Origin of the sequence: Porphyrobacter sp. CACIAM 03H1 (assembly GCF_002215495.1) — a bacterium.
Taxonomy (GTDB): Bacteria; Pseudomonadota; Alphaproteobacteria; order Sphingomonadales; family Sphingomonadaceae; genus Erythrobacter.
Genome location: NZ_CP021378.1, coordinates 920,454 through 947,394, shown reverse-complemented (window position 1 = coordinate 947,394; position 26,941 = coordinate 920,454). Strand labels below are relative to the sequence as shown.

At 65.5% G+C, this 26,941-nt stretch carries 27 protein-coding genes, 1 tRNA gene and 1 pseudogene; 13 read left to right on the top strand and 16 right to left on the bottom strand.

Annotation, left to right across the window (positions count from 1 at the left end):
- Complete coding sequence (locus CBR61_RS04610) at positions 1 to 1,083, top strand: hypothetical protein (RefSeq protein WP_088913301.1); 1,083 nt, start codon at positions 1 to 3, stop codon at positions 1,081 to 1,083.
- Between the two features lie 76 nt (positions 1,084 to 1,159).
- The gene (locus CBR61_RS04605) at positions 1,160 to 1,687 is read left to right on the top strand and encodes a hypothetical protein (protein WP_157696496.1); all 528 of its coding nucleotides are present in this window, start codon (positions 1,160 to 1,162) and stop codon (positions 1,685 to 1,687) included.
- A 386-nt stretch (positions 1,688 to 2,073) separates the two neighbouring features.
- Here the strand turns inward: CBR61_RS04605 and CBR61_RS04600 are convergent, their stop codons facing one another.
- Positions 2,074 to 2,784 (bottom strand): thermonuclease family protein, encoded by a 711-nt coding sequence (locus CBR61_RS04600; protein ID WP_157696495.1) that lies wholly within the window; start codon positions 2,782 to 2,784, stop codon positions 2,074 to 2,076.
- Between the two features lie 285 nt (positions 2,785 to 3,069).
- Complete coding sequence (locus tag CBR61_RS17285; protein WP_088913298.1) at positions 3,070 to 3,603, bottom strand: PEPxxWA-CTERM sorting domain-containing protein; 534 nt, start codon at positions 3,601 to 3,603, stop codon at positions 3,070 to 3,072.
- A gap of 381 nt (positions 3,604 to 3,984) precedes the next feature.
- Between CBR61_RS17285 and CBR61_RS04590 the strand changes: the two genes are divergently transcribed.
- Entirely contained in the window at positions 3,985 to 4,374 is a 390-nt protein-coding gene (locus CBR61_RS04590) for a hypothetical protein (RefSeq protein WP_088913297.1), read from the top strand.
- A 787-nt stretch (positions 4,375 to 5,161) separates the two neighbouring features.
- Here CBR61_RS04590 and CBR61_RS04585 read toward each other — a convergent pair.
- From CBR61_RS04585 to CBR61_RS04525, 13 genes and pseudogenes are all read right to left on the bottom strand, one after another.
- Positions 5,162 to 5,878, bottom strand: coding sequence for a class I SAM-dependent methyltransferase (locus CBR61_RS04585; protein ID WP_157696494.1), 717 nt, complete (start codon positions 5,876 to 5,878; stop codon positions 5,162 to 5,164).
- Complete coding sequence (locus CBR61_RS04580; RefSeq protein WP_088913295.1) at positions 5,833 to 6,813, bottom strand: hypothetical protein; 981 nt, start codon at positions 6,811 to 6,813, stop codon at positions 5,833 to 5,835. Before CBR61_RS04580 ends, CBR61_RS04585 begins: the two co-directional genes overlap by 46 nt.
- Positions 6,798 to 7,268, bottom strand: a complete 471-nt coding sequence (locus tag CBR61_RS04575) for a MauE/DoxX family redox-associated membrane protein (RefSeq protein ID WP_088913294.1) — start codon at positions 7,266 to 7,268, stop codon at positions 6,798 to 6,800. Before CBR61_RS04575 ends, CBR61_RS04580 begins: the two co-directional genes overlap by 16 nt.
- A gap of 13 nt (positions 7,269 to 7,281) precedes the next feature.
- Positions 7,282 to 7,944 carry a hypothetical protein gene (locus CBR61_RS17210; RefSeq protein ID WP_088913293.1) on the bottom strand — a complete coding sequence of 221 codons (663 nt, stop codon included), beginning with the start codon at positions 7,942 to 7,944 and terminating at the stop codon, positions 7,282 to 7,284.
- 23 nt (positions 7,945 to 7,967) lie between these two features.
- Positions 7,968 to 8,573 (bottom strand): hypothetical protein, encoded by a 606-nt coding sequence (locus CBR61_RS04565; protein WP_088913292.1) that lies wholly within the window; start codon positions 8,571 to 8,573, stop codon positions 7,968 to 7,970.
- 712 nt (positions 8,574 to 9,285) lie between these two features.
- Positions 9,286 to 10,746, bottom strand: coding sequence for an amidohydrolase family protein (locus CBR61_RS04560; protein WP_172835917.1), 1,461 nt, complete (start codon positions 10,744 to 10,746; stop codon positions 9,286 to 9,288).
- Positions 10,743 to 11,636 (bottom strand): alpha/beta fold hydrolase, encoded by an 894-nt coding sequence (locus CBR61_RS04555; protein ID WP_088913290.1) that lies wholly within the window; start codon positions 11,634 to 11,636, stop codon positions 10,743 to 10,745. Before CBR61_RS04555 ends, CBR61_RS04560 begins: the two co-directional genes overlap by 4 nt.
- Entirely contained in the window at positions 11,633 to 11,836 is a 204-nt protein-coding gene (locus CBR61_RS04550) for a helix-turn-helix transcriptional regulator (protein WP_088913289.1), read from the bottom strand. The genes CBR61_RS04555 and CBR61_RS04550 overlap by 4 nt, the downstream gene beginning before the upstream one ends.
- Positions 11,833 to 12,231 (bottom strand): hypothetical protein, encoded by a 399-nt coding sequence (locus CBR61_RS04545; RefSeq protein ID WP_088913288.1) that lies wholly within the window; start codon positions 12,229 to 12,231, stop codon positions 11,833 to 11,835. Before CBR61_RS04545 ends, CBR61_RS04550 begins: the two co-directional genes overlap by 4 nt.
- A 532-nt stretch (positions 12,232 to 12,763) precedes the next feature.
- Positions 12,764 to 13,312: pseudogene (locus tag CBR61_RS04540) on the bottom strand (transposase); the annotation flags it as partial.
- A gap of 345 nt (positions 13,313 to 13,657) precedes the next feature.
- The gene (locus tag CBR61_RS04535; RefSeq protein ID WP_088913287.1) at positions 13,658 to 14,221 is read right to left on the bottom strand and encodes a hypothetical protein; all 564 of its coding nucleotides are present in this window, start codon (positions 14,219 to 14,221) and stop codon (positions 13,658 to 13,660) included.
- 664 nt (positions 14,222 to 14,885) lie between these two features.
- The gene (locus CBR61_RS04530; protein WP_088913286.1) at positions 14,886 to 15,422 is read right to left on the bottom strand and encodes a hypothetical protein; all 537 of its coding nucleotides are present in this window, start codon (positions 15,420 to 15,422) and stop codon (positions 14,886 to 14,888) included.
- A 186-nt stretch (positions 15,423 to 15,608) separates the two neighbouring features.
- Positions 15,609 to 15,682 (bottom strand) — tRNA-Gln (locus CBR61_RS04525).
- 182 nt (positions 15,683 to 15,864) lie between these two features.
- Here CBR61_RS04525 and CBR61_RS04520 point away from each other — a divergent pair.
- Positions 15,865 to 17,151 (top strand): Ppx/GppA phosphatase family protein, encoded by a 1,287-nt coding sequence (locus CBR61_RS04520; protein WP_088913285.1) that lies wholly within the window; start codon positions 15,865 to 15,867, stop codon positions 17,149 to 17,151.
- Positions 17,148 to 17,807, top strand: a complete 660-nt coding sequence (locus tag CBR61_RS04515; RefSeq protein WP_088913284.1) for an RlmE family RNA methyltransferase — start codon at positions 17,148 to 17,150, stop codon at positions 17,805 to 17,807. The genes CBR61_RS04520 and CBR61_RS04515 overlap by 4 nt, the downstream gene beginning before the upstream one ends.
- A gap of 42 nt (positions 17,808 to 17,849) precedes the next feature.
- Here CBR61_RS04515 and CBR61_RS04510 read toward each other — a convergent pair whose 3' ends face one another.
- A complete protein-coding gene (locus CBR61_RS04510; protein ID WP_088913283.1) occupies positions 17,850 to 18,581 on the bottom strand; it encodes a c-type cytochrome in 732 nt (243 codons plus the stop codon).
- Positions 18,582 to 18,678: 97 nt separating this feature from the next.
- On the opposite strand from CBR61_RS04510, the gene CBR61_RS04505 reads away from it, so the two are divergent.
- The 8 genes from CBR61_RS04505 (at position 18,679) to bla (ending at position 26,919) form a co-directional block, all read left to right on the top strand.
- Positions 18,679 to 19,572, top strand: a complete 894-nt coding sequence (locus CBR61_RS04505) for a prephenate dehydratase (RefSeq protein WP_088913282.1) — start codon at positions 18,679 to 18,681, stop codon at positions 19,570 to 19,572.
- 61 nt (positions 19,573 to 19,633) lie between these two features.
- Complete coding sequence (locus CBR61_RS04500; protein WP_088913281.1) at positions 19,634 to 20,332, top strand: hypothetical protein; 699 nt, start codon at positions 19,634 to 19,636, stop codon at positions 20,330 to 20,332.
- On the top strand, positions 20,329 to 21,633 hold the full coding sequence (locus CBR61_RS04495) for a DUF4350 domain-containing protein (protein ID WP_088913280.1): 1,305 nt from the start codon (positions 20,329 to 20,331) through the stop codon (positions 21,631 to 21,633). The genes CBR61_RS04500 and CBR61_RS04495 overlap by 4 nt, the downstream gene beginning before the upstream one ends.
- Positions 21,630 to 22,592, top strand: a complete 963-nt coding sequence (locus tag CBR61_RS04490; RefSeq protein WP_172835916.1) for an AAA family ATPase — start codon at positions 21,630 to 21,632, stop codon at positions 22,590 to 22,592. The genes CBR61_RS04495 and CBR61_RS04490 overlap by 4 nt, the downstream gene beginning before the upstream one ends.
- Positions 22,593 to 22,602: 10 nt before the next feature.
- Positions 22,603 to 23,970 carry a DUF58 domain-containing protein gene (locus CBR61_RS04485; protein WP_420705699.1) on the top strand — a complete coding sequence of 456 codons (1,368 nt, stop codon included), beginning with the start codon at positions 22,603 to 22,605 and terminating at the stop codon, positions 23,968 to 23,970.
- Positions 23,967 to 25,052 (top strand): stage II sporulation protein M, encoded by a 1,086-nt coding sequence (locus tag CBR61_RS04480; RefSeq protein ID WP_088913277.1) that lies wholly within the window; start codon positions 23,967 to 23,969, stop codon positions 25,050 to 25,052. The genes CBR61_RS04485 and CBR61_RS04480 overlap by 4 nt, the downstream gene beginning before the upstream one ends.
- Positions 25,049 to 25,987 carry an RDD family protein gene (locus CBR61_RS04475; RefSeq protein WP_088913276.1) on the top strand — a complete coding sequence of 313 codons (939 nt, stop codon included), beginning with the start codon at positions 25,049 to 25,051 and terminating at the stop codon, positions 25,985 to 25,987. Before CBR61_RS04480 ends, CBR61_RS04475 begins: the two co-directional genes overlap by 4 nt.
- On the top strand, positions 25,984 to 26,919 hold the full coding sequence (gene bla, locus CBR61_RS04470) for a class A beta-lactamase (protein WP_088913275.1): 936 nt from the start codon (positions 25,984 to 25,986) through the stop codon (positions 26,917 to 26,919). Before CBR61_RS04475 ends, bla begins: the two co-directional genes overlap by 4 nt.
- Positions 26,920 to 26,941: the final 22 nt, after the last annotated feature.

Sequence of the window (26,941 nt, the reverse complement as noted above, 5' to 3'; positions counted from 1 at the left end):
ATGGCCGATAAGCGCCCGTCTTACGTCTCCATGCTGCCGATGCGTGCCGCGGTCGACACCCGCCAGAGTGCGACGGATCTTCGCCTCATGATGGTCGTGGGGTGGCATGATCGCGGTTCGCTGACGACTGGTGTCGGGGCTGGCTGCACCGCATCGACCAAGACGCTCGCGGCCGAAGTCGGATGCGACTACTACACGCTCATCAAGCGCCGGAAGCACCTCGAAGAGACTGGCTACTTCCAACTTGAGCCTCGGCAGGGCGGCAAGCGCCTTGAGGTCATCCGGGTTATTCCCGATCATCTCGCCGACCCAAAACTTTGGCCGTTTGACCAATCTTTCATCGGCGAAGGATGCAAGAAAGCATGGCACGCTCGCGAGCGGAAAGTTGGCGAGTTGGCCAACAATTCTGCCGAGGAAGTTGGCGAACTCGCCAATTACGATGCCGAGAAAGTTGGCGAGCCGAATTCTGAAACCCGCGGAATTCTGCCGAAAACCGCTCCCCAAGATACTTCTCTAAGAGAGGTAAGATATTCCTCTAAAGAGGGTGGAAGAGATTCCACTGAAGTGGCGCACTTTTCGCAAAGTGCGTGCGATGACGTTCCTGCCAGTGACATGGTGGACTCATCGGTTGCCGGAAATAGCCGAGGCGAGCTGCCTTACCTCGTCACGATCGCAGCCAACATCCTCGGCAGTCAGAGAGCCCTGCACCAACGTTCAGGTGTGCCCACGAATTACATCGGTCGCGCCAAAAAGGGCGAATCGATCCCGCAGGCACATGAAGCCGCACTCTTCTCCACCTGCGACGAAATCGTGAGGAGCGGTATTCACCGCCACCCCCCGTTTCTCCGGTTCGGCAACTTCGGAAGCCTTTTGCCGGCTGAGTTCGATGCCAAGCCTTATGCGGTGCAGCTGGCCTACCTGCAGAAGGCTCTGGATCAAGTGTCAGGCCACCAGGTCGTTGCCGACGCCGAACAGGCGATCGACGAACATCTTGAAGAGATCAGCGAGCAAGAGTGCGGCACTGACGCTGGGCACCGCGCGCAGCGAATGCGCGAAGAGCTCGACCGTTGGTTGCCAGCATGATCGCCCCCGCCCCAAATTCGGCGCCCACACCGAGCACCATCCCCACCCCCTCACCACGTGACGAAAGGATTAGAAGATGAGTTCCCATTCCTACACCGGCATTATGGCCATCATGACCTCAGGCATGAAGGTCAGCGGCGGCAAGCTCGAGAGCGCCGAAACTGGCCGCGAAACCCGTAAGCGCGCCAGCCTGCTCGTAAAGAACGCAAGCGGCGGCATGATCCGCTTCGACGCCCTCTCGGCCGCCGACATGCTCGCCGAGCTATCCGACTGGCAGAAAGCCGACCTTGCCCGCGAACTCAAAGTCTCAATGCCGGTCGCCAAAGCGGCTGCCGCGCCGAAGCTGAAGGCGTCGATCGATAAGGCCGAGATCGAAAGGGAGCGAGTAACCGCTTACGCTCAAGGCGCCGCCGCCACGCGCGCCTCGATCAGCAAAGTGCTTGCATCGCCTGACAGTCGCGGGGTGGAACGAGAGGCGATGACCGCTCTCGCGGCTGGGGCCAACCCCGACAAGCTGCTCGCCGGCCTCGGGGACCGCAACACTCTGGTCGCGAACATGCGCGCCCGGTTCGGCATCGGCGGTAACGCATGTCCGTTGTGTTGAAGCGCGGGCGTGTGCGTGCCGGCGATTGCATCGCTATCGAGCTGGCGGAGCCACTTTCTTGTCGCTGGAGCGCATCTGATCCGACACGTGCTGCTGACGGCTACGGGGTCGATTGCCGCTTGCCGGGTTTCGAAAACTGAACTCTGCAGAGCCTCCATTTGCGGCATAATCACCGCAGGGGCAGGTACCGACCCAGACCCGGTCTTTCCTCAATTTACGCCAGACCGACCGCTTTTGCCGGAACGGGCCATCGCTGAGACATTGCGCGGGATAGGTGCAGGGCCCCGTAGCTGCAGTTAGATGACGGTGCCTAAGTGTGTTGAGACACAGGGTCCGACTTCCGTCTGCTAAGCGGAACCGCTCGCGCCAGTCTTCGCACGGCCTGGTCAGCGCACGATTGCCCGACGGTAGCCGGCGGCCTGTGCTTGTGCCTCGGTGCAGAAGAAGGCTTCCGCCCTGGTCGCATCGTAATAGGGCATGCCCGGCAAGTGATAGATCCAATCACCTCGGCGCGAGTGATTGCCTTTGATCAGGCACTGACCGTCACGCTCGTATCGGCGGGGCAGCGCTACGGTCTGCGGACCCGTTCGAGCGAGGCGCGCGGGCTCACGCTCAGCCCGTTGGCTATTGCGAAAATCCTCTGGCATCAGGAAATCCCATTGCCAGATGCCGGTTCGATTGGCCCGCGCGCGCATCTCGACGGCGACGTAATCATTCGAATAGCGGCGGAACGCGGTCGCCCAACCGGCCTCCACAAGAGCGCCTGCAATATCGACGCCCGACGTGTGGCATCGGGCCACTGTGCGGCCGTAGGCGTCGGTGCCCACAGGCGAACAGCTGACGGTGCTACCCGCGATCATGCCTTCCAGCACCTCTTTCGCCATCGTTCCGCAAGTCACCTGAACCCCATTGGCATAGCATGACTGAGTGTATTCAGGGGCGTCGATCCCGAACAAGCGCAGTTCTGTTCCGGCAACGGCGAGCGAGTCGCCATCTATCACCTCGGCCTGTCCCTCGATCACCTGAGCGTGCGTTGCGTCGGACATCGTCCATGAAAGGGCGGTGCACGCGAGAGCATAGAAGCTTTGGCGGATCATCAGTTTGCTTCCCTGTGGCCGAAACGCGGAAGGGTCGCAGATTCGCGTTAATGTCGCCTTTCGGCGGCTGAAGCTGCCATGCTGCTTTCGGGATGGCGCTGGGGGGCGGCTTATGACCAGTGCTGGGTGGTTAGCTGAATGGCGGCTATCGGTAAGAGACATCGACGCAACGCTCTAAGGTCAGGTGAAGTCCTCGGAGCAGTGCCAAACTGCGGTGACGCAACAAATTGAAACGCCACCAGCCTAAGGCTGATGGCGCTCCGCTAAATCATGGGGTTGGAAGCGTCAGGCGTAACTTACGGTGACGTTTTGCTTCCGCCGCGCCGAACGGATCGCTGCACCTACGCCGAAGAAGCCTAGGATGAGCATGGCCCAAGTGGCGGGCTCAGGGACTGCACCACTGGTTGCTAAGTTGAGCGACACTCGTCCATTACTGTTTACCCCACTAAGGTCAATTGATATACGACCATTTGCGAAGTTAACGCGACTAGAATCAAAATTCGAAAAGCCCGTAATCGAAAGATTGCTAAACGATTGAAAAGGGTTAGTGGAGTTCTCAAAACTGTAGACCAACGGGGTCACAAAGGAACTACCATTAGTCAAAAAGGTCGTGACCGTTAGGCCGTTGGCATCAAAATTGTAGGTTGAACTTGACCGATCAAACTCCAACCCTCCCGATACGATCGCGCTCGAAGTTCCTGAACAAGCAACCCCGTTCCGAAAGCAGTTCACTGTGTCCCCGATCAACGTCGCAGCACTCACAGGAGCAGAAAATCCTGCAACAACCGATGTTGCTATGAGATACGATAAAGCCTTCATGTTTCCCCCTTATGATGAAATACGATCCGTTGAGAATCGGCACACTCATGAGCCGGACTAAAAATTAGATAACTCGCCGGTCGCCAGAAAGGAAGTGTCGACGTTCTTTACAACGCCCGTCCCACTCCCCCGGTCACGGCCTAAGTCTTTGCGATCCTCTCGCCCACCGAATCTGGCCCACAAACGCCCAGCCCTGGCCACGCACGCAAGGGCTTGCCCGTCCGACCTTAAGCCTTGGCGAGCGGCTGCCAGATGTCTGGTTAGGGGTCGATTGCTGAATGGCGGGATTTTTCCAGAAACGGGGCAAAGCCGTCGTTCGCGGCCGGACTGGAGCCGTGGCGGCTGCCGACCAGACCTGGCCATTCACGGAGCCGTGATCGAATGTCCGGTTCCACCCCGATCGACACTAACGCGACGCCCAAGTTCTACTTCTTCTTTGATGACGAGTCGAAGGGGCAAGAAAGCAACATTTGGCCGAGCGGGGCAAACACGTTTGTGGCCTCGCCAGCCGAGTTCACGTTGGTAGAGTTCGAATCGAGGAAGGGGCGGCGCGAAGCGCGCGCCGGCAGCCTCAAAATCGCGGGCGCCAAGAGCGGCGTGATGGACAAGGACCGCATCCCCTTTAGCAGTAAGGAGGTGCGTCCGGGCCACTATGAGGTCACGCCTGCCGCCCCTCTGCCGCCGGGCGAGTATTGTTTCATCTTTTCGCTCGGTGCAGGCGGGACGAATAGCGCGATGACAGTGCCGATTTTCGACTTCTCTGTGCGCTAGAGTTTGTACGGGGCGGCTGCGACCAGGGTCGCGGTCCACCGCCCCGGCCCCCGCATGTTTGGGACAGAGGGGCCATCCTAGTCTAAGTTAGGCATGAGGGTCGCGCAACCTTGACAGCTTGGATTGTCATTGTGGCGATACGGTCGCCGCCATAGCGAGATCAGGCAATGCCGGTGTCAGAGCTTTGTAGTTTTGCGGATGCCTCGCTTCTGATCATCGAAACGGCGGCCAGCTATCCCGGCCTCCGCAGTCAAGCGTCTCACCCGCGATTGGTCTGCGGATCTGGTCCTCCGCCGATTGTGCCCCCTTCACCCGTGCGCGCGATCGGCGGACAACCATCTTCTACGGAACCAAGCACCCTCCTAACTGTCTCCCGAAGCGCGATGGGACTTGCTTGCAGTGGCGGGAATTGCCACCCGTCCAACTGTCATTCTCCGACGATCAGCGTTCAGCTGAGTCGCCGACCAGATCCAGATGCTCGTCGAGCGCTAGCCGGCCAGCGGTGAGCTCTCGATCAGGCAAAACAGCCAGCTCTACCTCTATCTAGTGGCAACCGATGCCCGCATCGCGCTCCTGACGAACGGCGTCGTCTACCAGTTCTTCACCGATGCGGAGAAATGCCCTCCGATTAGCGAATAAGTCGTCGGCAGCTTTCGACCCAGAGGCGGTCATAAGTGATCATCAGATCGGGCGGCGGCTTCCGCCGAAAGCCGCCATGCGGCCTTCGGGAGCGCGCATCGGCCCCGCTCATTGCCGCAAGTCGCTGACAACCCGCCTTGCGCGCTCTTCAAACCGTGCGGCGGTGCGCGACCAGATGCCGCATGAAGCGGCCATCGTCATGTAGGCGGACCCTCTCGAAGCGGTCCGCCAAAAGGTCGATGAAGCCCGTAGCCGGCGGGCTCAGCATCCTGTGAAATCCGCCCCGGTCGCGGTAAATCCAGTGCTGGCTGTGCCCCACCCTGCGGGCGCGAAATCCCGTTTCTGCGGCGAAGCGGGACGCGTTGAAGCTTGGGATCGCCTCGATCGGCAGCACCTCGATGTAGAGCGAACCACCCGGTGCCAAGCCCGCCACGGCCCGCTCGATCATCCGCGCCATCTGCTCCCATTCGGCAAGGTAGCAATAGGCGCCCCAGAACAGTGTCACGAGATTGAAGCTCCCCGGTTCGGGGGCGAAGGCGCGCAGATCGGCCTCCATGAAGACCGCATGCGGCGCGGCCGCGCGGGCCATGGCGAGTTGCGCCGGGCTCGCATCGACGCCGGTCATGCGCGCACGGCCGGCCATGCGCGCGAAGTGCCACGCCTGACCGCACGCCAGATCGAGCCATCGCGTTTCACTTCGATCCCCGATCAGGAAATCGAGGATTGCAAGATTGGTCGCGTGTTTCTCCGGCCAGCGGTCGATATAGAGGGGCCCATAGGCTTCGCAGTAGTCGCCGTCGTATGTTGCGCCGCATAGGGTCATCGACAGGTTGCTCCCTCGACGAGGTGCGGGACGCTCTGGCAAGCGCTCGCCGCAGGTTTGAGATAGAGATAGGCGCGATCGCCTGACGGGCGGACCCGGACACCAAGGAATGCGATCTCGGCATCCTCGCCGGCAAGCATATCTCCGGCGCCGCGCACGAAGGCCGGCGAGAGATCGCAGAACCGGCCCAGGATCTCGAGGCTAGCGGCAAGGTCGAGGCCGAGGCAGTGGTTGCACAGGTCGATCTTGCTGCCCCGGCCGCTGCCGAGCACCGCGAAGGTGCTGCACAAGGTCATCGCGCCAAGCGGCGCACGCGCCAGCGCCGTCGGGGGCGAACCCGGCGAAAGGGCCGGCGGCTCGAAATTGATCGCTGGCGGCAGCGGCGTCCCGCCCCGCGGTTTCCAGTAGATGTTGATCGCCAGATCATCGCAGCGCGATCCCTGAATGCTGTAAGCCTCGACTGCCCCGTATGCGTGGATCGCGGCAATTGCCGCGCGGTGATGATCCAGCCCCGCCGCCGCAATCAGGCGCGTGCATTGGATCTGCGGAGCGCGGCCCCGGGCGGTGACGTAGATGCCGACCCCCGCGGCACCGGGAAGCGCAGCCAGCCAGATGTCGCCGCTGCGCCGCTCGCAACCCTCTTCGAAGGAAGGCGCCAGCGCGGCCATGAACCTGCGGCAGCGCGCGGCGGCCGCGCTGCTGCACCGGTGGGCAATCCGGTCGAAAGCGGCGAGGTTGCGACCGACACGATCGGCCTCGTCACGGCCGAGGCGGAACGGATCGACAATCAGGCGCACACTGGCGTCGGCGCCGGCGTCGGTGACGGCGATCTGGTAGGGCGCGCCGTCATTGTTGAGGGTCGATCGCCAGCTTTGCGGATCATCGTCGGGCCGAAGCATCGCGAACAGCGCGCTGGCCCCGCGGCCGGATGGGATCGCGGCCTCAGCTCGGCGCAGCAAGCTCACAGCCGCGTCCATGCCATGCTCCCATCGGATACGGGGCCGGAACCGACTATCGCCAGCGCTGCGCCCGCCAGCACCAGATTGCGAATGGCGACCGCGGTGCCCGAGGTGTGGCTGGCAAGCAGCGGACTGCAGCGGCACTCGAAGGGCTGGCCGCGCTGGGCCAGACGCCCGGCCAGAGCGCCGAACAGCAGGAGCAGCGCGACCGCCGCGAGCGCGCCGATCGCCACCATCTCGCGGGTCCAACCCAGAAGCATCACCAGACCGATGAGGATCTCCGCTGTCGCAAGCCCGCCGGCGGCCAATGCGACCACGAGCGGATGACGCAGCCCGTGAAGGTGCATCATCCGCTCGAGGCTGGTGCGCCGGAGCAGTTTCGAGACCCCGGCGCTCAGGAAGATCATGCCGATGATCGCGCGCAGCCCGGCAATCGCAAGGCTCGGGGCATGCAGGAGCGCATCATCGAGCATGGTCGCGGTTCGCTCAGGGCATCTGGACAAGGATGGCCGAGCCGATCGAACCGTTGGCACCGTTCATGCCGGTCGCGCCGGGGGTTCCCGGGTTGCCCTGCGCGGCGCTATTGCCGGTCCCGCCGCGCCGCCCGCCCTGACCGGGGACGCCGCCGGGCCCGCCGGCGCCGCCCGTGCCGCCCTGGCCGCCGCCGACCACGGCGGTGTAGCTCGGTGCCGGGATGCCGATGGTGTAGCGGATCACCACGGTGCCGCCATTACCGCCCTTGCCGCCGTTGCCGCCGCGTCCGCCTGCAGCGCCGTCGCCTCCGCGCCCGCCGTTCTCGTCGGGCTCGCAGCCGTTGCCGTTGCCACCATTGCCGCCATTGCCGCCTGCGCCACCGGGACCGCCCGCGCCGCCGTTGCCGCCATTGCCGCCGGTGCCTTCAACGTTGAATCCGGTCAGGAACTCCGCGATCGAAATCGTCAGGGAACCGCCGTCCTGTCCGCTGAAGCCATCGGTGCCGTTCGATCCGGGCGAGCCGTTGTTGCCGGGTCCGCCGACCGTGCCCGGGTCATCGCCGTCCCAGTGACACTCCGCATTCTGGCCCTGACCACCCGTGCCGCCCTGCTGTCCGGCAGTACCGTTGGTTCCGTTGGCACCGGGGGTGCCGTTGAGAATGATGTTGTAAGCCATCGTCCATTTCTCCTTCTGGCGGTTCAGAGCCCCTTGAAGCTCGCCGCGAAAACCGTTGAGTGGCTACCCGACTTGAACTTGATGCGCCCTGTGTTCTCGACCGTGATATGGTTGGCGAACAGGGCGTTCGAGTTGACGTTGAGAGTCGCGCCCCGGGCGACGTAGATGTCCCGGAAGAGGAAAATCGGCAGCCTGATCTTGATCGCCTTGATCCACTTGTCGACGGCCTCGATCTGCCGGTCATCGATGTTCCGGCTGTCCCCGAACACATACTTGGCACTGATGTCGTAGAGGCGCCGGACGTTCGACACGTCGCGGAAGGCGTCCTCGGCAAGCACCAGCGGCGGGATGCGCCGCGACAGGCGCACGCCTGCGTCGGGGAGAGGGTTGTCGAAGATCGGTTCACGCACGACCGGATCGATCTTTTCGACCGCATCGTCGGGCACGCCCATCACCTGTTTGATGTGCCGGATGGAATCGAGCGGCAGCATGGTGAGGTGTTCTTTGAAGCGGTCGTTGCGGGGATCGAGGTCGAGCGTTTCGCCGCCATCGACCGTCAGATCCTCCAGATTGCGGGCAGGATCGAGCCCGATCGACTTCAGTCGTTCTTCAACAGTCAGCTGTGGCATCACGGCCTCCTTCCGATGAGGTGCGCGCCAGTCTCGTAGTGCGAGCTGGCGTCGCACAAGAAAACCATCCGCAAAATGCGGACAACGTTATCAATTTACCGTTAAGCGAAGTGCTGTCAGACGCCGACTCAAAAATATTGGAGTGATCGACTCTGCTTGTTTTGGTTATCTCGGAACTATCTTTTCTGATTGTATGAATCCGACACCAAAATAACTCTTTTATTTCTTCTTTGTTAGAGGTTTTAGCTAATTATCTTATAGAATTTCGACATATTTCTTTTGAAGTCGAGCCGAGACGATGTGTACAGAAGCTAACCCACCGAAGCGTGGCAGCGCCGCCAGGAGTTTCGCCTGCCACGTACATCGGCCCGTACGACGCGCGCAGCGGTGACTGACCGTGCGATCGCAGCGATCCACGGCCCAAGCAGGCTTGCGCCAATATCTGGCAAAGCGGGTCATTCAGCGCGCTGATCGCCATCGGCAGCAAAATCGCAGCATACGTCGGCAGCTGCCGCCCCAAACCCCGTCATTCCCGAGCATCAACGACAATGTCTGCTTCCGCCGAGAGCCGCGATACAGCTCTCGGGAGCGCGAGGCGCACGCGCTTATGACCGAAGCTGGGTGGAATGCGGAACGGCGGCTTTCAGGCGCTATCTGAGCGGTGTCTCACCTGCATTCTGCGGCTCGCCAAAGCTGGCTTCACGGCACCAGACTATTGGCTTTCTTGGCGGCCAAAGCTGGAAACCAGAATGCCGGCGAGCCCGTTCATCACAGTCTCGTAATAGGCTCCGCGGAAATGCCGGTCGTAACGCTCGACGGCCGCATCGATCTGGGCGCGCGGATACATTCGGCCGCCAACCATCAGGAACCGCCAATCCCGCACCGCTGCCAGATCGGGACGCGCGCCCTTGGGCAAGATCAGCAGGTCGGAAAAATTGCCCACCGCGATGCGGCCAATCCTGCCCGGGTCAACATGGCGGCCATTGACCACCGTTGCAGCGCCGAGTGCCGCTTCATCGCCGCCAAAGGCATCGGAGAGCATCGCCAGCTGGAGATGCAGGGACTCGCCCGGCACGACATAGGGCATGACCACATCCGTTCCCGCCAGCACATCGATACCTGCCAGACGGGCCTTGCCGACAAAGGCGAGTTCGGCTGCAATGCCATCAAGGTCGGCTGCGACGGCCTCGGCACCTTCGGGGTGCGCGACGATCATCGGCCACGCCTGCTCCCAGAATGCAGGGAGATGGCGGAGGCCTTCGGTCGGAGGGAAGCGCTGCCGGTCCGATGCCGTCAGTCGGGCTTTCTGGTTCGCCTGCGTGGGCAGGATCGCAAGCCGATTGACCTTCATCAGCGCCAGCAGTTCGGCGATGTCGGCTTCGGTCATCGCGGACACATCCTTACTGCGATAATCGAAGTCCGAAGGCGGCGATCTGCGCAGATAGGGCAGGCCGGTGAAATGCTGGACCTCGAAATCGGACACATCGCGCAGGTTCACCGCGTGCGGCGTATGGCCAACGAGCGGGAGGCCTTGCCGCTTTGCCTCGGTCGCGGCTGCCGTAAAGGCATCCCGGGACAGGCCCGTATAGGCCTTGATGCAGCTGGCACCGCTCGCCTTGAGGGTCTTTACGGCGCTGACTGCCTGCGCCCCCCCTTCAATCCGCAAGGCGCTGGGCCAACTTGACTGCGCGCCATCCAGCACCGGGCCGCAGCGATACATCCTCGGGCCGGCAATCCGCCCGGCCGCAATGTCGGTTTGCAGATCGGCGATGCTGTCATCGGTCTGGCCAAGATCGCGAACGCTCGTCACCCCGTATTTCAGGTAGAGCAGGGAAAACAGGCGCTGGTTGCCGATTGCGAGTTGGGGCGGCGTGTGGATGTGGGCGTCGATCAGGCCGGGCATGACGATGCAGTCCGGGCAGATCGGAGGATCGTCATCCGGGCGACTGGGCCGGATTTCGGCAATGCGCCCGTCTTTGACGATGATGGTCTGATCGGGCCGCAAGGGCTCGCTCGGGTTCCAGATTGTGACCTGCGCAATCATCCGGTCTGAACGCGGCGGCACCGGAACTTCGGGAGGCAACAACATCCAAGCGCCCAACGCCATGGCCAGGGCCAGTGCCCCAAGGATGCCCGACGACCAAAAGCCAACACGCCTCACGAGGTCTGTCACTCCTTGTGGGAGGCCAAGGCAGCTCGCAGTGCTTCACGGAAGCGCTCCGGCTGATCGAACATGACAAAGTGGTAGGACTCCTCGATCACCCGGAACTCCGCCTGCTCAAGACCTCTATAGGCATCGCGGTAAAGCGGCTCGACCAGCGTGCTGGGAGCGAAGCGATTGGCGGCAATGATGATCGTGACAGGCGGCTTGACCTCGGCAAGGCGCGAACGCAGGTCCGTCGTCATGAGCTTGTGCACAGCCCCGGCGAAGGTCGCCCGGTCGCTGGCCAGCGACCATCCCACGACCTTTTCGTGATAGGCCGGGTCGCGCACAAGCGACTGCACGCCAACGCGCTGGCTCGCAGCGAAAGATGCCGCATCCTGTGCCAGCAAGGCGGAACGCATCGCTTCAGCCTGACGGGCGACGCGCTCCGGCGTTGCGGCAGGATCAAAGATCAAGGGAAAGAAGGGCAGCGAATCGACCACAACCAGACGGTCAATCCGCGAGGGCTGCGCGGCTGCAAGCGTAAGGCCGAGAAAGCCGCCCAGCGAGTGCCCGACATAAGCGGCGCGTGCGACACCCTGACAGTCAAGGTGCCGGATGATTTCCGCGCGGCTGCGTTCGAGCAGGTCAGCCGGGTCTCCTACAGGCGAGCGCCCGGCAAAACCTGCGATATGGACAAGGTGGAGCCGATAGCTTCCCGCAAAGCTCTCACGAAGATCCGACCAGACCTCGGGGGAGGAACCCAGACCGGGCACGAGGACCACGTCCGGGCCCTGTCCGACAATCTCGAAATCTGGGCAGGACATGGGCTCACCCGATGCACCCGCGGCCTGCGCTGGCGCGGCGTTCAACGAAATCAGTGCCGCACACGACAGCAAAAGTCGTAAGCTGGAAGTCATGCTTCGTCTCCGTCTCTCAGAAAGATTGACTCGATCGCGAGACCGAACGTGTCGGCGATCTTGAAGGCGAGCGGCAGGGAAGGATCGTATCGTCCCTTTTCGATCGCGTTGACGCTTTGACGGCTGACACCGAGCCGGTCCGCAAGATCCTGCTGGCTCCATCCCCGATCAGCGCGCAGTGCCTTGAGGCGATTGTTCATTCCTCAAGCGCCTCACGCCTTGCGACAAGAGAATTGCCGATGGCGCCTAGCCCCAGACCGACGAACCAGAAAAAGGCCGTCCCGAAACCCCCGGTTCCAGGGCTCACCACGTCGTAATTCTGCAGGAACTCCCACACCGTCATGATGCACAGGCAAAAGCTGGTCGCGAAGAGCACCTGTCTGATCAACGTATGCCGCATGTATTCGTCGCTTTCCTCCGCGAGCAGGCGAAAGATAGTCCAGAATACGCCAAGGATGGGAAGTGCAGGCAGGCTCGCCAACACCCACGCGGCAGCGCCTAGTGGCGGGTCGATCCGGAATATGTAGCCGACCCCGAAGATCAGCACGATGTAAAACGCGAGACACACTGCCAGGCGTTTAGTGTAGCGCTTCATGGCGGGAGAGCGATAATGCACGCTGGGAACTCCACTAACCCGATGGAAAGCGTCCTTTACTCCGCTGGCGCTTAATGTCAAGCTAGCTTTCCATCAACTCGACGCGAAGTGTCAGCTTAACGCATCAGCCAAGCGATGAGATCTCGTCCGAATTGGGGTCGGTTGTTGAACGGCAACAATCGGGAACCGCTTCCGAATTAACCGCCATTTGTGATGCGATCACCGCGATGTCGGCTTCTGGCAAAGCCGGTCATCCATAAGGCTGATAAGTAAGGGCAGAAATGTCCCAGATCCGGTCATCCGGGGCTGAACGGAGCACCTATCCGCCTTTGGACGATTGAAAGTGCAGCTAACATGACGAGGTGAGGGTGCTGGTCACTGACCAAGATGGAGACCTCGAAGAACCGGCTGTTTTTGGCCTCACGGCGGCGCGAGAGGCGTGATCGAGGCTTTGGGTCCGTGAAGGCTGGCATTTCCGGCCTCGTTCCTTGGGTTTTGGCGCTGGAGCGCCGCTCGGCGCCCCGTTTTCCTGCTATGCGGGCGCACCTCGTCCCTCGAGCCATGCGAGGCGCTGGAAGCTGTAGACCAGGTTCGCCATGCCGATTTTGACGCGGGCACGGGCGACGCCGATGGTGCGGATGAACAGACCCATCCGGTGTTTCTGTCCTGCGAACACGTGCTCAACCGCCGAGCGAACAGCAGAGCGCTTGGCATTGGCTCTGACGATGTGCTGGGGCAGCGGCCGGCGCGGCATGCGCTTCTGGTAGATGTTGCTCTTGAACATGCCGCGCTCGAGGAACGCCTCGTTCTTCTTCGAGCGATAGGCCGTGTCAGCCCATACGCCTGAACCGGTATTCTGCTTGCTGATGAGCTCAGGCAGCCGTACACCGTCATGGGCGTTGGCCGCGCTGGCATCCAAGGTCCGGATCAGCCCGTGAGTACGGTCAATGCCGATGTGGTTCTTGTAGCCGAACATCGGGATGGCAAGATCCACCGGCTTGAAGCTCCTGAGATCAGCACCCTCCTTCACCTTGGCCTTGGTATACTTCAGGCTCCAGCGCGCATCGCGGTCCTTTTGACGGAGGGCGAAGCCTTAGCTCGAAGCCAACATAGCGCGAAGTGGAGAACATTTGAGACTGCAACTTCAGACTGCTATTAATCGCCCAACGTACGTCTGAGGGGAGAAAAGCGGTCCCCACCCGCATACAGTTTTTCCGCCCCTGAGGTAGGACCCGCAATTTTCCCGCCCCCCGTGGTACTTTGTTGCTCAGAGGCTCGGCCGGCACAGTCTTCGCGCGGGCGGCGGCGAGAGAGTTGGCGCGGGCTTGGGGTTAAGGGCGCGGCGCACGGTAGGGACGGATCGCCAAGCCCGACGCCCAGCTTGAGGGCGGGTGGCGGAATGGAGAAAGCTGTGCGTACTTCAGCCTTAGAATGAGGGTACGAGCTCTAACTTGGCTTCGTTCTTCCGCTCAATAATTGGCTCGGCTGCTGTTGTGATGCGAAAGATCACCTCCCGTTCGACAGCCGGGCTTGAGGGCGGCAGACGGTATTTGTCGCGTGCAAAATCCTCCCGATTAAGTACGCGACAAAGCCTCCCAAAAATTGGAGCGTGCAGGCTGTCAAAAATCAGCAAATCCTGAAGCAAATTCGCGAGGGCGTGCCGAACGTCAGGGTCCAACGCAGCAACTTGCTCCTTCACCCGGTCCGCGTCGTCATCGACCCGGGCACGCACACCCAGCTTTGTTTTCAGCGAGTGAACAAGTACCGAGTTTACGAAGCAACCGCAGCCGGTCATCACTGCGAACGCAGCCACCATAGCCGCAATCTCATCCGGCACCTTGTCGTTGTCGACTATGGATTGTGCAGCGGGGGCGATACGCTCCCAAACCTTCTCCGAGGCGAGCACGTCATATTCTGCGATGCGAAAGTAGATGCCAAGGACAAAGGACGTGGCAGCTAAGAATGCCGCGAAAGTCAGGATCAACGTCATGCTTCTCCCCTTTCTTTTGCCTTGCCTCTGGCGCGGCGGCGAGCACGCTTGCTCATGCCGCTAGTTATCCTTTCAACGTCCTGAACGCGCTTCTGATCCTGCTGGCGCACCGATCCACGGTACTTCACCCACGACGGCCCAACACCGCCTGGAAGTAATATAAGTACCACGAGAACGCAAACAATGAGTATAGCCGATCCTACGGGGTGCGTCTCCATCAGGCGTACAAATCCCTCGGCCTCCCGCGACCAACTGTCTGGTGACGGAACTGTGCCTTCGATTTTTACGCTCACCCCTGACATTTTTGCGACAAAGCATAATCAGCTAACGATTCCAAGTGCTACGCAGCCCGCCGCCAATCCCCCGCCCAAGTGCGGCTCTGACGGTTAGCCGTCGTACCGAACACCAGCTTCATCGCCTGCCCGCCGTATCATCGGGTCGCATGCCTTTCGAGGGCTGGAAGCGAGTTGGCATGGTGCTGGGGGTGCAGCGGCGGTTCACCGATCCGATGTGCCAGCCGCCCGGCCTAGAGGGAAGATGCGGCCGCTCAAGACCGACTCAAACCGACTCCTAATTCCGGCGCGGCGGAGCGTCAGAGGGAGAGCGAATTGGGGCACAATCTTCACGCTTGGCGCGGGGGACGGCCGTCGGAGTGTTGCTTTTCCTAAGTCACGGCAGACCAAACACCAGCGCCAAACGCCGCTATTGAGCCCGCTGCCAGGCTGGACGAAATCGCGACCTGCTGCTTCAAAATCGGTATCAGGTCTAAGACCCTCAGCCGAGTAGCTGAGTGAATTGTGCTCTCAAACACGCTTAGCCGAAGCCTTTCGATGACATCGCCAATCACAGGCCCCATTCGAACTGCAGTCACCATGGCATTGATACCGGTGCCGATGGCAAGAACGGCACCTATTGCGAAGGCAACGATCGGTTCGCCGACAGGTCCCACTACCGCTTCCGACGCTGAGACAGTTGCAACCACTCCGCCTGTATTTATCGCGAGCAGCGAAGCGAGGATCCAGCGCCCCATCTCGGATGAGTCCTCCTGCATCTTGATCGCTGTCCGTTGAAGCGTCTCAACCCCGTTCAACGCTATTTCTCTAATTTGCGTCGCCTGAAGCTCATTCAGCGGCGCCAGGTCCTGATGAGGGTCGAAAAGCGCCGGAAGCTTTTCGGCCGCGCGAGCCCCACCTTCATCCATGCTGCGTCCCCATGTTTGCCGCTGCCCAGTTGATTCTCATGACGCATCCATGTTGCATCGAGCCGCCGCGAACCCAAGCGAAAGCACGCAATTCCGCCGATTTCCGGTGAAATCGCACGAATGCGCCATGGGCGGCGCAGAGCTTAGCTTTGAAGACGTAAGAGGCTGAATTATCGCGGAAAAGGCTGGATGCCCCGCAAGGATTCGAACCTTGATTGACGGAGTCAGAGTCCGCTCTCTTACCATTAGAGGACGGGGCATTGCCGGGCGCCGGACCATGCCCGGCGCTGTCTGCGAGCGCGCTCCCTAGTTTCGTGCGGGGCCGAGGTCAAGCGGGTTGCTTGCCCCCTGCTTGCTCTCGCGCCGTGCATGGGTTAGCTTGGTGCCAAGTGCCATGCGCCTCCAAGGCATCGCGCATGGTGGATATGGAAGCAGTGCGATCATGGCGGAAACACTCCCGCTGGACAGGAATAGAAGTGCTGGGAAACACCGGGGCGGCAAGTCCGGCAAGGTAGCCGATTTCCGCTACAAGCGCCCCCCTCAGCCCGATCCCCGCCCCGCCGGCCGCGATGGCCGGACGAGGGGCGCAAACGGCGAAGCCCGCCGCCCCGTGCGCCCCGGCAACGGCGGCGCGAACGGTGCAGGCCGCGCCGATCCCGATCTTGCCGACATTGGTGCCATCCGGGGCGCGGCCCATGGCGAGGCCTATGCCGCGCTCGACCTCGGCACCAACAACTGCCGGTTGCTGATCGCCCGCCCCTCGGGCCGCGACTTCACCGTGATCGACGCCTTCAGCCGGGTGGTGAAGCTGGGCGAGGGCCTAGCCACCAGCGGGCGCCTGTCGGACGCGGCGATGGACCGCACCCTCGCCGCGCTGACGATCTGCGCCGACAAGCTCCAGCGCCGCAACGTGCGCCTCGCGCGGAGTGTCGCGACCGAGGCCTGCCGCCGCGCCGAGAACGGCCCGGAATTCATCGAGCGCGTGCGCCGCGAGACCGGTATTGCGCTCGACATCATCAGCGCCGAGGAGGAGGCGCGCCTTGCCGTGCTCGGCTGCCATATCCTGCTCGAGGCGGGCGAGGGGCCGGCGGTCATCTTCGACATCGGCGGCGGCTCGACCGAGCTCGTGCTGGTCGAGGCGGACGAAACCAACCGCGTTCCGCGCATTATTGACTGGCAGAGCGTGCCCTGGGGCGTCGTCTCGCTTACCGACACGGTCGGCCGGGCCGAGGACAGCGAGGCGGCGCGGATCGCCCGCTTCGCCCGGATGCGCGCGATGGTGGCCGAAAGCTTCGCCCCCTTCGCCGAGCGGGTCGCCGCGGCCGCGCGCCATCCCGACATCCGGCTGCTCGGGACCAGCGGCACGGTGACGACGCTCGCCAGCCTCTATCTCGAACTGCCGAGCTACGACCGCAAGGCGGTGGATGGGCTGATCGTGCCTGCCGGCGAGATGCGCGACATCAGCGCGCGCCTCAGCGTGATGACCCCCTACGAGCGTGCGACGCTGCCCTGCATCGGCCAGGACCGCGCCGATCTGGTGGTGGCGGGCTGCGCGATCCTCGAAGCGATTCTCGACCTCTGGCCCGCGCGGCGGCTGGGCGTGGCCGACCGCGGCATCCGCGAGGGGATCCTGAGGAGCATCATGGCCGCCGAACGCCAGTCGGAACGCTCGCTCAAGGCCCTGAAAAGCCAGCGCGGCGGCAATGGCTCGGGACGCCCTGCCCGATGACGCGCGGCGCCAAGGACACTGGCAAGCGGGTCAAGACCGCCAGAGGCCGCACCGCAAGCCAGGTGCGCTGGCTCGAACGCCAGCTCAACGACCCTTACGTGAAGCAGGCCAAGGCCGACGGCTATCGCAGCCGCGCGGCCTACAAGCTGATCGAGCTCGACGAGAAGTTCGGGCTGCTCAAGGGCGCGAAGCGCGTGGTCGATCTGGGGATCGCGCCGGGCGGATGGGCGCAGGTGGTACGCCAGAAATCGCCCAAGGCGGAAGTTGTGGGGATCGACCTCCTCCCCGTTGAGCCGCTGGAGGGCGTGACGATCTTCCAGATGGACTTCATGGCCGACGCGGCCCCCGCGATGCTGGCCGATGCGCTGGGCGGCCCGCCCGATCTGGTGATTTCCGACATGGCGGCCAACACCGTCGGCCACAAGCAGACCGATCACCTGCGCACGATGGGTCTGGTCGAGGCGGCGGCGTGGTTCGCGGTAGAGAACCTCGCGCCCGGAGGCGCCTTCGTCGCCAAGGTGCTGGCGGGCGGCACCGATGCGGACCTGCTGGCGCTGCTCAAGAAGCACTTCGCGACCGTCAAGCACGCGAAGCCCCCGGCGAGCCGCAAGGGCTCGTCGGAGTGGTACGTCATCGCTCAGGGGTTCAAGGGCTAGGCGGCGCGCAACCGGCGCGCCCCGCCCCTGCCCGGCAAGGCCTCAGCGGCCGGTGCCGGGGTTCGAGGGGACCGGCTGGTCGGCGCTGGCACCGCCAGCGGATTCGGCCGCGCTCGCTTCCTCGCCTTCGACCGGGGCCGCGGCAGCGGCCGGATCGACCGCCGTGCCCTCACCCGCCGCGTCGGCGACGAAGGACGGGATCGGCAGGTTCGCACCCTTCGAGTTGAGGTAGGCGGCAATCGCCGCGCGGTCCTCGACCTTGGAAAGGCCGGCGAAGCTCATCTTGGTGCCCGGCACGTAACCCTTGGGGTTCTTGAGCCAGGTGTTCATCTTGTCCCAGTCCCAGGTGCCGCCCAGCGCCTTCAGCTCGGCGCTGTAGGCAAAGCCGCCCTTGGCCGCGACCGGACCGCCCATCACGCCCGCCAGATTCGGACCGATGCCGTTGGCGCCGCCCGCGTCGATGGTGTGGCAGCTCTGGCACTTGGAATAGGCCTTCTCGCCAGCCGCGATCAGTTCGGCGGCGGGCATGGTGTTGAGCGCCTCGGCCATCGACATCTCGGCCGGACCCGAGCTCTCTTCCACGGCGCCCTCGATTACGTAGCCGAGCTTTTCGGGCCGCTGCGGATCGTCGCCGTGGAAATACTTGCCCGAGAGGATCGAAAGACCCAGCCCGAGACCGGCCGCGAACAGCACCCAGCCGGCGGCAGTGTTGAACAGATCGCCGCCACCGTTCTGGCCTGCGGCGCTATCCTGCGAAGAGTTGTCCTGTGTCATCCCGCGCGGCTCATAGTGTCGGCCCGCGATGCGCGCAAGACTGATCGTGGCACGAATTCTTGCGCGGAATGCAACGAGGCTATAGGCGCGCGGGACCATGCGTTCCTTCCCCGGCCCTGCCCTCGAAATCGTCGACCGGATGCGCGCCGCCGCCGCGGCCGAGCCTGCGCGCGCGATCGCCTTCCAGGGCTCGCCCGGCGCCAATTCGCACCGCGCCGCGACCGAGGCCCGGCCCGACATGCTGCCGCTGCCCTGCTTCAGCTTCGAGGACGCACTCGAGGCGGTGAAGGACGGGCGGGCGGGCCACGCCATCATCCCGATCGAGAATTCGCAGCACGGGCGGGTCGCGGACATCCACTTCCTGCTGCCCGAGAGCGGCCTGTCGATCGTCGGCGAGTATTTCATACCGATCCACCACGCGCTTATGGCGCTCGGACCGGGGCCCTTCGAGGCCGCCTACAGCCACCCGCAGGCATTGGGCCAGTCGCGCCACTACCTGCGCGCGCGCGGGATCGTGCCGCTGAGCCATGCCGACACCGCGGGGGCTGCCGCCTATGTCGCCGAGCGCGGCGATCCCACCGTCGCCGCCATCGCCCCGGCGCTCGCCGCCGAGCTCTACGGGCTCACCGTCATCGAGCACAATGTCGAGGACAGCGCCGACAACATGACCCGCTTCGTCATTCTGGCGAAGGACGCGCTCGCCCCCGGGGCGCTCGCGGGGCAGGCTGTGATGACCACCTTCATCTTCGAGGTGAAGAACATTCCGGCGGCGCTCTACAAGGCGCTTGGCGGGTTCGCCACCAACGGGGTCAACATGACCAAGCTGGAAAGCTACCAGCAGGGTACCAGCTTTGCCGCGACGACCTTCTACGCCGATATCATCGGCGCGCCGGGCGATCCGGCGGTCGACCGGGCGCTGGAGGAATGTGCGTTCCATTCCAAGGAATTGCGCATTCTCGGCAGCTACGCGCAGGGCCGCGCGCGGGGATAGGGCAGGGGCCGCACCTTTCCCGTTGCACAGCGGCAGAGGGCATGCCACCACCAAGCCCGGGATGACCGCAGCGGCCGCAAACACGCCTTCAGGATCACCGCCGGAGCCGGTCGGAGCGCCTCCCGCCGGATGGGAGACGCTGCGCGCCGACAGTAATGTCCAGTTCGCGCCGGTCACCATTCCCGAGATTCCCCCGCGCAAGCCCGGCTGGCTCGAACGGCTGCTGTCCGACCTGCTCGAGACGCTGGGCGAATGGCTCGGGCCGGTCGGCGCGGCGCTGGGCGATTCGTGGTGGTGGCTGCAATGGGTCGTGGCGGGGATCGTCGGCCTGTTCGCGCTGGTGCTGCTGGTGCGGGTGCTGGCGCCCGAACTCCTGCGCCAGCGCACGGGCACCGGCAGCGCGGCTGTGGAGGAATGGCGACCCGAGGTCGCCGCGAGCCTCGCCCTGCTCGAGGATGCCGACCGGCTCGCCGCCGAGGGCCGCTTCGACGCGGCGACGCGGCTGCTGCTCCAGCGCAGCATCGGCCACATCGCCGCCGCCCGGCCCGACTGGGTGGAACCCTCCAGCACCGCGCGCGAACTCGCCGCCCTGCCCGCCCTGCCCGATGCCGCGCGCGCCGCCTTCTCGGTGATCGCCGCGCGGGTCGAGGCCTCGCTGTTCGCCCTGCGGGCGCTCGAACGCGGCGACTGGGAGGCGGCGCGCGCGGCCTATGCCGAATTCGCCCTCGCCCGGATCGATCCGCAGGGCCGCGCGGCATGAGCGGCGGCGGCGCGGCCTTTTCGCGGGCGGGCACGCTGGCGCTGGTGGCGGTCGGCGTCGCGCTGTTTCTCGCGGTGCTGGCGCTGATCGCGGCGGGCGAGGATTTCGGCGGCGACACGGGCAACGGGCAGGCCCACGCGGCCAGCGTGGGCCTCAACGGCTATGCCGGCCTCGTCCGGCTGGTGGAGGCGCAGGATTACGACGTCGAACGCTCGCGCAGCCCGCGGGGCCTAGAGACGACCGGGCTGCTGGTGATCACGCCCCCGACCTACGCGGACCCGGAAGCGATCGACGAGCTTCTGCAGGGTCGCACCTTCGTCGGCCCGACGCTGGTGATCATGCCCAAGTGGCGCGCGATGCCCCCGCCGCCGCAGCTTCCCCCGAGCGCGCGGGAGAAGTTCAAGCGCGGCTGGGTGCTGCTCGGCCGCGCCTTCGCGGCGCCCTGGGCGGAGGAATTGCCCAAGTCCTACCGCTTCGATCACCGTGTCCACCCCAAGCCGGTCTGGCCGCCCAAGGAGCCCGCCGAGCCGCTGGCACCGGGGCGCTGGCAAGGCATGGGCCTGTCGGGCGCACTGCCCGCCGCCCCGACCCTGTTCGCCGCGCCTGCCGGCGCGCACGAGGTGCTGATCCGCGACGACGGCGGGCGGGTGCTGGCCTTTTCGGTCAACCCCGGCGAGGGGATCGACGAGGACAATCCCGCCTACCCCGTGATCTTCCTCGCCGACCCCGACCTTGCCAATAATTACGGTCTCGCCGATCCTGCCCGCGCGGCGGCGGCGATCGCGCTGGTCGACCGGCTGGCGGACGAGGGCGACATCTACGAGGTGACCTTCGACCTCACGCTCAACGGCTTCGGTGCCTCGGAGAACCTGCTGACGCTGGCCTTCCGTCCGCCCTTCCTCGCCGCGACGCTGAGCCTGATGGTGGCGCTGCTGATCGTCGGCTGGCGCGCCTTCCAGCGGTTCGGCCCGCCCGCCGCGGCAGCGCCCGACATCGCCTTCGGCAAGCGCCAGCTGATCCTCAACGGCGCAGGCCTGATCGTGCGCGCGCGGCGCTTTGCGCTGCTGCGGCGGCCCTATGCGGCGCTGGCCGCGCGGCGGCTGGCGGAGCGGCTCGGCCTTGCACGGCCCGACGCGCAAGCGATCGACGCCGCGCTCGCCCGCCGCCTGCCGGCCGAAGAACCCTTCACCCGCCGCGCCGCCCGGCTGGAGGCGGCGCAAAAGCCCGCCGACATCCTCGCCGCGGCGCAAGACCTAGACGACCTCGCCACCAAGCTCCAACAGGGACAAGCCAGCGCATGACCATGACACTCGACGACGTCCGCAGCCTCGCCGACGCCATCCGCGCCGAGATCGCCAAGGCGATTGTCGGGCAGGAGGGCATGGTCGACATGCTGCTGGTGGCGCTCCTCTCGGAAGGACACGTTCTGCTGGAGGGCCCTCCCGGCACCGCCAAGACCTTCCTCGCCCAGAGCTTCGCGACCGCGCTGGGGCTCGATTTCGGGCGCATCCAGTTCACCCCCGACCTGCTGCCGGGCGACATCCTGGGATCGAACCTGTTCAACTTCCAGACCAGCCAGTTCACCCTTACCCGGGGGCCGATCTTCTGCGACCTGCTACTCGCCGACGAGATCAACCGCACCCCGCCCAAGACCCAGGCCGCGCTGCTGGAGGCGATGCAGGAACGCCGCGTCACGCTCGACGGGGAGACCCACCATCTGCCCGACCGCTTCATGGTGGTCGCGACCCAGAACCCGATCGAGAACCAGGGCGTCTATCCCCTGCCCGAGGCGCAGCTCGACCGCTTCCTGTTCAAGCTGCTGGTGCCCTATCCGGCCGAGGACGAGGAGGCGCGGATCGTCGCCACCTACGGCCAGCGGTCGGGGCCGCAGCGGCCCGCCGATCTGGGGGTCGCGGCGGTCACCAACGCTGCCGGGATCACCGCCGCCAGCGCCGCGCTGTCGCAGGTCACCGTCGCCGAGGAGATCACCCGCTACGTCGTGCGGCTGGTGCGCGCCACCCGCGATCATGCCGAGCTGACCGTCGGCGCCTCCCCCCGTGCCGCCGTGCTGCTGGCCGGCGCCGCCCGCGCCCGCGCGGCGCTGGAGGGGCGGGCATACGTCATCCCCGACGACGTCAAGGCGCTCGCCGTGCCGGTGCTGCGCCATCGCCTCACGCTCTCGCCCGCCGCCGAGATCGAGGGCCGCGACATGGAGGCGCTGGTCGCCGAGCTGGTCGAGGCGACCGAGGCGCCGCGCTAGCGTGCTGCGCATTCTGCGCCTTGTCCTCGGGGGCCTGCTGCTGCCGCTGCGGCCGTTGCTGATCGTCGCGCCGACCGAGCGCGCGGCGTGGATCGCGGCCGGGCTCGCGCCCGTCGCGGTGGTGATCGCGGCGACCGCGCCCGGCGCATGGATCGCCGCGCCCTTGCTCGGAGGCGCGCTGCTGCTGCTGATGGCGGCCGACGCGCTGATGATCGGCAGGCTCGAGAGCTGGGAGCTCCAAACCGCCGAGGATATCGAGGTCGGCCAGCCAAGCCAGCTGGCCTTCACCGCGCGGTTCACCGGCCGCCAGCCCTCCCGCGCCGAGGCCGCGCTCGCCTGCGATCCGCGCCTTGCCGCCGAGGGCCGGACGAGCTTCGTCCTCGCGCCCGATCCGCACGGCGCGAGCTGGCGGGGCGAGACCACGCTCACCCCCGAGCGGCGCGGCACCGCCATGATCGAACGCGCATGGATCCGCTGGACCGGGCCGCTCGGCCTCGGCGGGCGGCAGGTCGATTACGCGCTGGACAGGCCGGTGCGCATCTGGCCCGATCTCTCGCCCGTCCGCTCGCCGGACTTGCAGACCTTCCTCAGGAACGCCCAGCTCGGCCTCATCAACCGGCGCATCCGGGGCGAGGGCACGCAGTTCGAGGCCCTGTCCGAATACGAACCCGGGATGGACCGCCGCCGCATCGACTGGAAGGCGAGCGCGCGCCACACGAAGCTCTTCGCCCGCGAGAACGAGAGCGAGCGCAACAACCAGATCGTCTTCGCCTTCGATTGCGGACAGGCGATGTGCGAGCCGGTCGACGGCCTGCCCCGCATCGACCGCGCCGTGTCCGCCGCGCTCACCTGCGCCTACGTGGCCCTGAAGGGCGGGGACAAGGTCGCGCTGTTCGGCTTTGCGAGGCGCCCGCAGCTGATGACCCCCTTCATCGCCGATGCCCGCGCCTTCCACCGCCTCCAGAGCGCGGCGGCGGGGCTCGATTACGAGCCGGTCGAGCCCAACTTCACCCTTGCCCTCGCGACCCTCACCGCGCGGCTCCAGCGCCGCTCGCTGGTGGTGGTGTTCTCCGACTTCACCGATCCCACCGCGGCCGAACTGATGGTCGAGAGCCTCGGGCGGCTGGTGAACAAGCACCTCGTGCTGTTCGTCACCATGACCGACAGCGAGGTCGAGGATCTGATCGCCGCCCCGCCGGGCGACATCGCCACCCTCGCCCGCGCAGTCACCGCCGAGAGCCTCGCGCAGCAGAGGAAGCTGGTGCTGCAGCGGCTGCGCCAGCGCGGGATCGACGTGCTCGAGGCGCCGTGGGCAAGCATCGGCCCGCGCCTGATCGACCGCTATCTGGCGATCCGCGCCAGCGAGGCGATAGGATGAAGGCCCCCGTCATCTCCGCATGGTTCGGGCGCGGGCAGGTTGCCGCCCCGCCCGATATCGAAAGCGCGGCGCTGCGCTCCGACCGCTTCCGGTTGGAGCGCGAGGGCGACTGGCGCAGGCTCGAGGCGATCCTTGCGCGGATGGAGAAGGGCGGACTGAAGCGCATCGCCGACGAGGACCTGATCGCGCTCCCCGCGCTCTACCGCACCGCCGCCTCCTCGCTGTCGGTGGCGCGCGAAACCTCGCTCGACGCCGCGACCCTCGCCTATCTCGAGGCGCTGGTGCAGCGCGCGTGGTTCCAGGTCTACGGGCCGCGGCAGGGCTTCGCGCGCTGGCTGCGCGGGTTCCTGCTGGGCGGGTGGAGCCGCGCGGTGCGGGCCCTGTGGCTCGACATCTGCATCGCGCTGTTCGTGATGGTCGCGGGCGCGATCGTCGGCTGGCTGCTCGTGGCACGGGACGAGGCGTGGTATTACCGCCTCTTCCCCGCCGGCATGGGCGAGACCCGCGTGCCCGGCGCGACCCGCGAGCAATTGCTCGAAACCCTCGCCAACGAGGAAAGCGCGGCGGGGCTTGCGGGCTTCGCCGCGCAGCTGTTCAGCAACAATTCGGCGGTGTGCATCCTCGCCTTCGCATTGGGCTTCGCCTTCGGCATCCCCTCGCTGATGCTGCTGGTCCACAACCTCGCCCTGCTCGGCGCGCTGCTTTGGCTGTTCGACACGCAGGGGCTGGTGGTGGAGCTTGCCGCCTGGCTCTCGGTCCACGGCACGACCGAGCTGTTCGGCATCCTGCTGTCGGGCGCGGCGGGGCTGCATATCGGGCGGGCGATGGCCTTTCCGGGCAAGCTCCCGGTGCTCGATGCCGCCGCCGCCGCCGGGCGCCGCGCGGCGGTGGTGATGGTGGGGGTGGTGATCATGATGATCGTCGCCGCGCTGCTCGAGGCCTTCCCGCGCCAGCTGGTCGAGGGCACGGGCGCGCGCTTTGTGATCGGAGGCACGATGCTGACCTTCTGGCTCGCCTATTTCTTCCTCTACCGTCCGGCCCGGCCGGCCGAGGATGCGGCGCTGCCGCAGGGGCCGGCATGAGCAGGCGCGCGGCCAAGGCGCCCGCCGCCAACAAGCGCGCGCGCACGCTGGTGACGCCCGAGGGGCTGGCGCTACCCATCACCATCGCCCCGCGCTCGGCCCGCGCAGGGGCGCTGGCGATCGACGTGACGATCATCGTCGCGGGCCTCGTCGCCTTCCAGCTGGCGGTCCGCCGCATCGCCGACGGAATGCTGGGCGGGACGGGCTTCGATCCCGAGGGGATGCCGCCCCCGGCGCTCGAGTTCCTCGGCATCGTCTTCGCGCTGTTCGTGTTCGTGGTGTGGTACGGCTATTTCCTCGTGCAGGAGCTCGGCCCGCGCGGGGCGACGCTGGGCAAGCGCATCACCGGCATCCGCGTCGCCGCGCGCGGCGGGGGGCGGCTCACGCCCGAGGCGGTGATCGCGCGCAACCTGCTGCGCGACATCGAGATCTTCTACCCGCTGATCACTCTGCTTGTGCTCGCGGTGATGGCCCAGAGCGGCGAGGATATCGGCCTTCTGGGCTGGGCGGTGACCGCCTGGTTCGCGCTGTTCCTGCTGTTCCCCTTCTTCAACCGCGACGCCCTGCGCGCAGGCGACATCGTCGCGGGAACCTGGGTGGTCGAACGCCCCAGCGCGCGCCTTGCGGCCGCGCTGTCGGCGCAGGGCGCGGCCGCGGCCGAGGGCGCGAGCACGGTGACCGGGGTGCGCTACGATTTCGGCGAGGCCGAACTGTCGGTCTATGGCGAGAAGGAGCTCCAGACGCTCGAGCGGATGCTGCGGGATTCGCCGCCGGAGGCACTTCAGGCCGTCCACGCCACGATCTGCCGCAAGATCGGCTGGGACCCGGGCGCGGGCGACGAAAGGGCTTTTCTCGAGGCCTTCTATGCGCAATTGCGCGCGAAGCTGGAGGCCGACATGCGGTTCGGCAAACGCAAGGCGGACAAGCACTCATGAGCATCGACAGACGGTTCTTCATCGGTGGATCCCTCGCGCTGGGCGCAAGCGCCTGCATCCCGCCCGACCAGAGCCCCCTTGGCCGCCTGGCGGCAGAGCTGCGCATCATCGAGGCGGCAGGCGACGGCACGCTCGGGGTCGAAATCCACGACACCGCCACCGGCCGCTCGGTCGGGATCAACCAGGACAAGCGCTTCGGCCATGCGTCATCGTTCAAGTTCAGCCTCGCCGCGCTGCTGCTCCAGCGCCATGCGGCAGGCGCGATCGATGCCGACCGGCGGGTGACCTGGAGCGAGGCGGACATGATGCACCATGCGCCCTTCACCCGCGAGCGGATCGCCACCGGCGCAACCCTGCGCGAGCTGGCGCGGGCGACGCAGATCACCTCGGACAATCCGGCCGCCAACATCCTCCTGCGCGAGCTTGGCGGTCCGGCGGCGCTCACCGCCTTCTGGCGCAGCCTCGGCGACGAGGTCAGCCGCCTCGACCGCCACGAGCCCGAGATGAACCTCGTCCCCACCAGCGAGTTCCGCGACACCACCACGCCCGCCGCGATGGCGCGCACCGTGGCGAAGATCGTCTATGGCGACGTGCTGCCCGAGCCGCAGCGCGCCGAGCTCAAGGGCTGGATGATCGAGACCGATACCGGCCTCAAGCGCGTGCGGGCCGGGCTGCCGGAAGGCTGGGTGGCGGGCGACAAGACCGGCACCAGCGGGCTGATCGGCGGGACCGAATACAACTACATCGACATCGGTTTCGCCGAAGGGCCCAAGGGTCAGGCCCCGATCACCTTCGCCTGCTATTTCCGCGCCCGCCAGACGGTCGAAGGGATGCAGCCCATCGGCGAACAGACCCTCGCGCGGGTGGGGCGCATCATCAAGGAATTCGCCGAGCCCGAGCGCGGCCTGCCGCTGGTGGGGAAGCTCTACTGACCTACTGAAGCCGTTCGTGTCG

Excerpts from the sequence above, each read along its gene's own strand:
- CBR61_RS04610 (WP_088913301.1), top strand. The coding sequence starts at position 1 with ATGGCCGATAAGCGCCCGTCTTACGTCTCCATGCTGCCGATGCGTGCC.
- CBR61_RS04605 (WP_157696496.1), top strand. The coding sequence starts at position 1,160 with ATGAGTTCCCATTCCTACACCGGCATTATGGCCATCATGACCTCAGGC.
- CBR61_RS04600 (WP_157696495.1), bottom strand. The coding sequence starts at position 2,784 with ATGATCCGCCAAAGCTTCTATGCTCTCGCGTGCACCGCCCTTTCATGG.
- CBR61_RS17285 (WP_088913298.1), bottom strand. The coding sequence starts at position 3,603 with ATGAAGGCTTTATCGTATCTCATAGCAACATCGGTTGTTGCAGGATTT.
- CBR61_RS04590 (WP_088913297.1), top strand. The coding sequence starts at position 3,985 with ATGTCCGGTTCCACCCCGATCGACACTAACGCGACGCCCAAGTTCTAC.
- CBR61_RS04580 (WP_088913295.1), bottom strand. The coding sequence starts at position 6,813 with ATGGACGCGGCTGTGAGCTTGCTGCGCCGAGCTGAGGCCGCGATCCCA.
- CBR61_RS04575 (WP_088913294.1), bottom strand. The coding sequence starts at position 7,268 with ATGCTCGATGATGCGCTCCTGCATGCCCCGAGCCTTGCGATTGCCGGG.
- CBR61_RS17210 (WP_088913293.1), bottom strand. The coding sequence starts at position 7,944 with ATGGCTTACAACATCATTCTCAACGGCACCCCCGGTGCCAACGGAACC.
- CBR61_RS04565 (WP_088913292.1), bottom strand. The coding sequence starts at position 8,573 with ATGCCACAGCTGACTGTTGAAGAACGACTGAAGTCGATCGGGCTCGAT.
- CBR61_RS04555 (WP_088913290.1), bottom strand. The coding sequence starts at position 11,636 with ATGACTTCCAGCTTACGACTTTTGCTGTCGTGTGCGGCACTGATTTCG.
- CBR61_RS04550 (WP_088913289.1), bottom strand. The coding sequence starts at position 11,836 with ATGAACAATCGCCTCAAGGCACTGCGCGCTGATCGGGGATGGAGCCAG.
- CBR61_RS04545 (WP_088913288.1), bottom strand. The coding sequence starts at position 12,231 with ATGAAGCGCTACACTAAACGCCTGGCAGTGTGTCTCGCGTTTTACATC.
- CBR61_RS04535 (WP_088913287.1), bottom strand. The coding sequence starts at position 14,221 with ATGACGTTGATCCTGACTTTCGCGGCATTCTTAGCTGCCACGTCCTTT.
- CBR61_RS04530 (WP_088913286.1), bottom strand. The coding sequence starts at position 15,422 with ATGGATGAAGGTGGGGCTCGCGCGGCCGAAAAGCTTCCGGCGCTTTTC.
- CBR61_RS04520 (WP_088913285.1), top strand. The coding sequence starts at position 15,865 with ATGGCGGAAACACTCCCGCTGGACAGGAATAGAAGTGCTGGGAAACAC.
- CBR61_RS04515 (WP_088913284.1), top strand. The coding sequence starts at position 17,148 with ATGACGCGCGGCGCCAAGGACACTGGCAAGCGGGTCAAGACCGCCAGA.
- CBR61_RS04510 (WP_088913283.1), bottom strand. The coding sequence starts at position 18,581 with ATGACACAGGACAACTCTTCGCAGGATAGCGCCGCAGGCCAGAACGGT.
- CBR61_RS04505 (WP_088913282.1), top strand. The coding sequence starts at position 18,679 with ATGCGTTCCTTCCCCGGCCCTGCCCTCGAAATCGTCGACCGGATGCGC.
- CBR61_RS04500 (WP_088913281.1), top strand. The coding sequence starts at position 19,634 with ATGACCGCAGCGGCCGCAAACACGCCTTCAGGATCACCGCCGGAGCCG.
- CBR61_RS04495 (WP_088913280.1), top strand. The coding sequence starts at position 20,329 with ATGAGCGGCGGCGGCGCGGCCTTTTCGCGGGCGGGCACGCTGGCGCTG.
- CBR61_RS04490 (WP_172835916.1), top strand. The coding sequence starts at position 21,630 with ATGACCATGACACTCGACGACGTCCGCAGCCTCGCCGACGCCATCCGC.
- CBR61_RS04480 (WP_088913277.1), top strand. The coding sequence starts at position 23,967 with ATGAAGGCCCCCGTCATCTCCGCATGGTTCGGGCGCGGGCAGGTTGCC.
- CBR61_RS04475 (WP_088913276.1), top strand. The coding sequence starts at position 25,049 with ATGAGCAGGCGCGCGGCCAAGGCGCCCGCCGCCAACAAGCGCGCGCGC.
- bla (WP_088913275.1), top strand. The coding sequence starts at position 25,984 with ATGAGCATCGACAGACGGTTCTTCATCGGTGGATCCCTCGCGCTGGGC.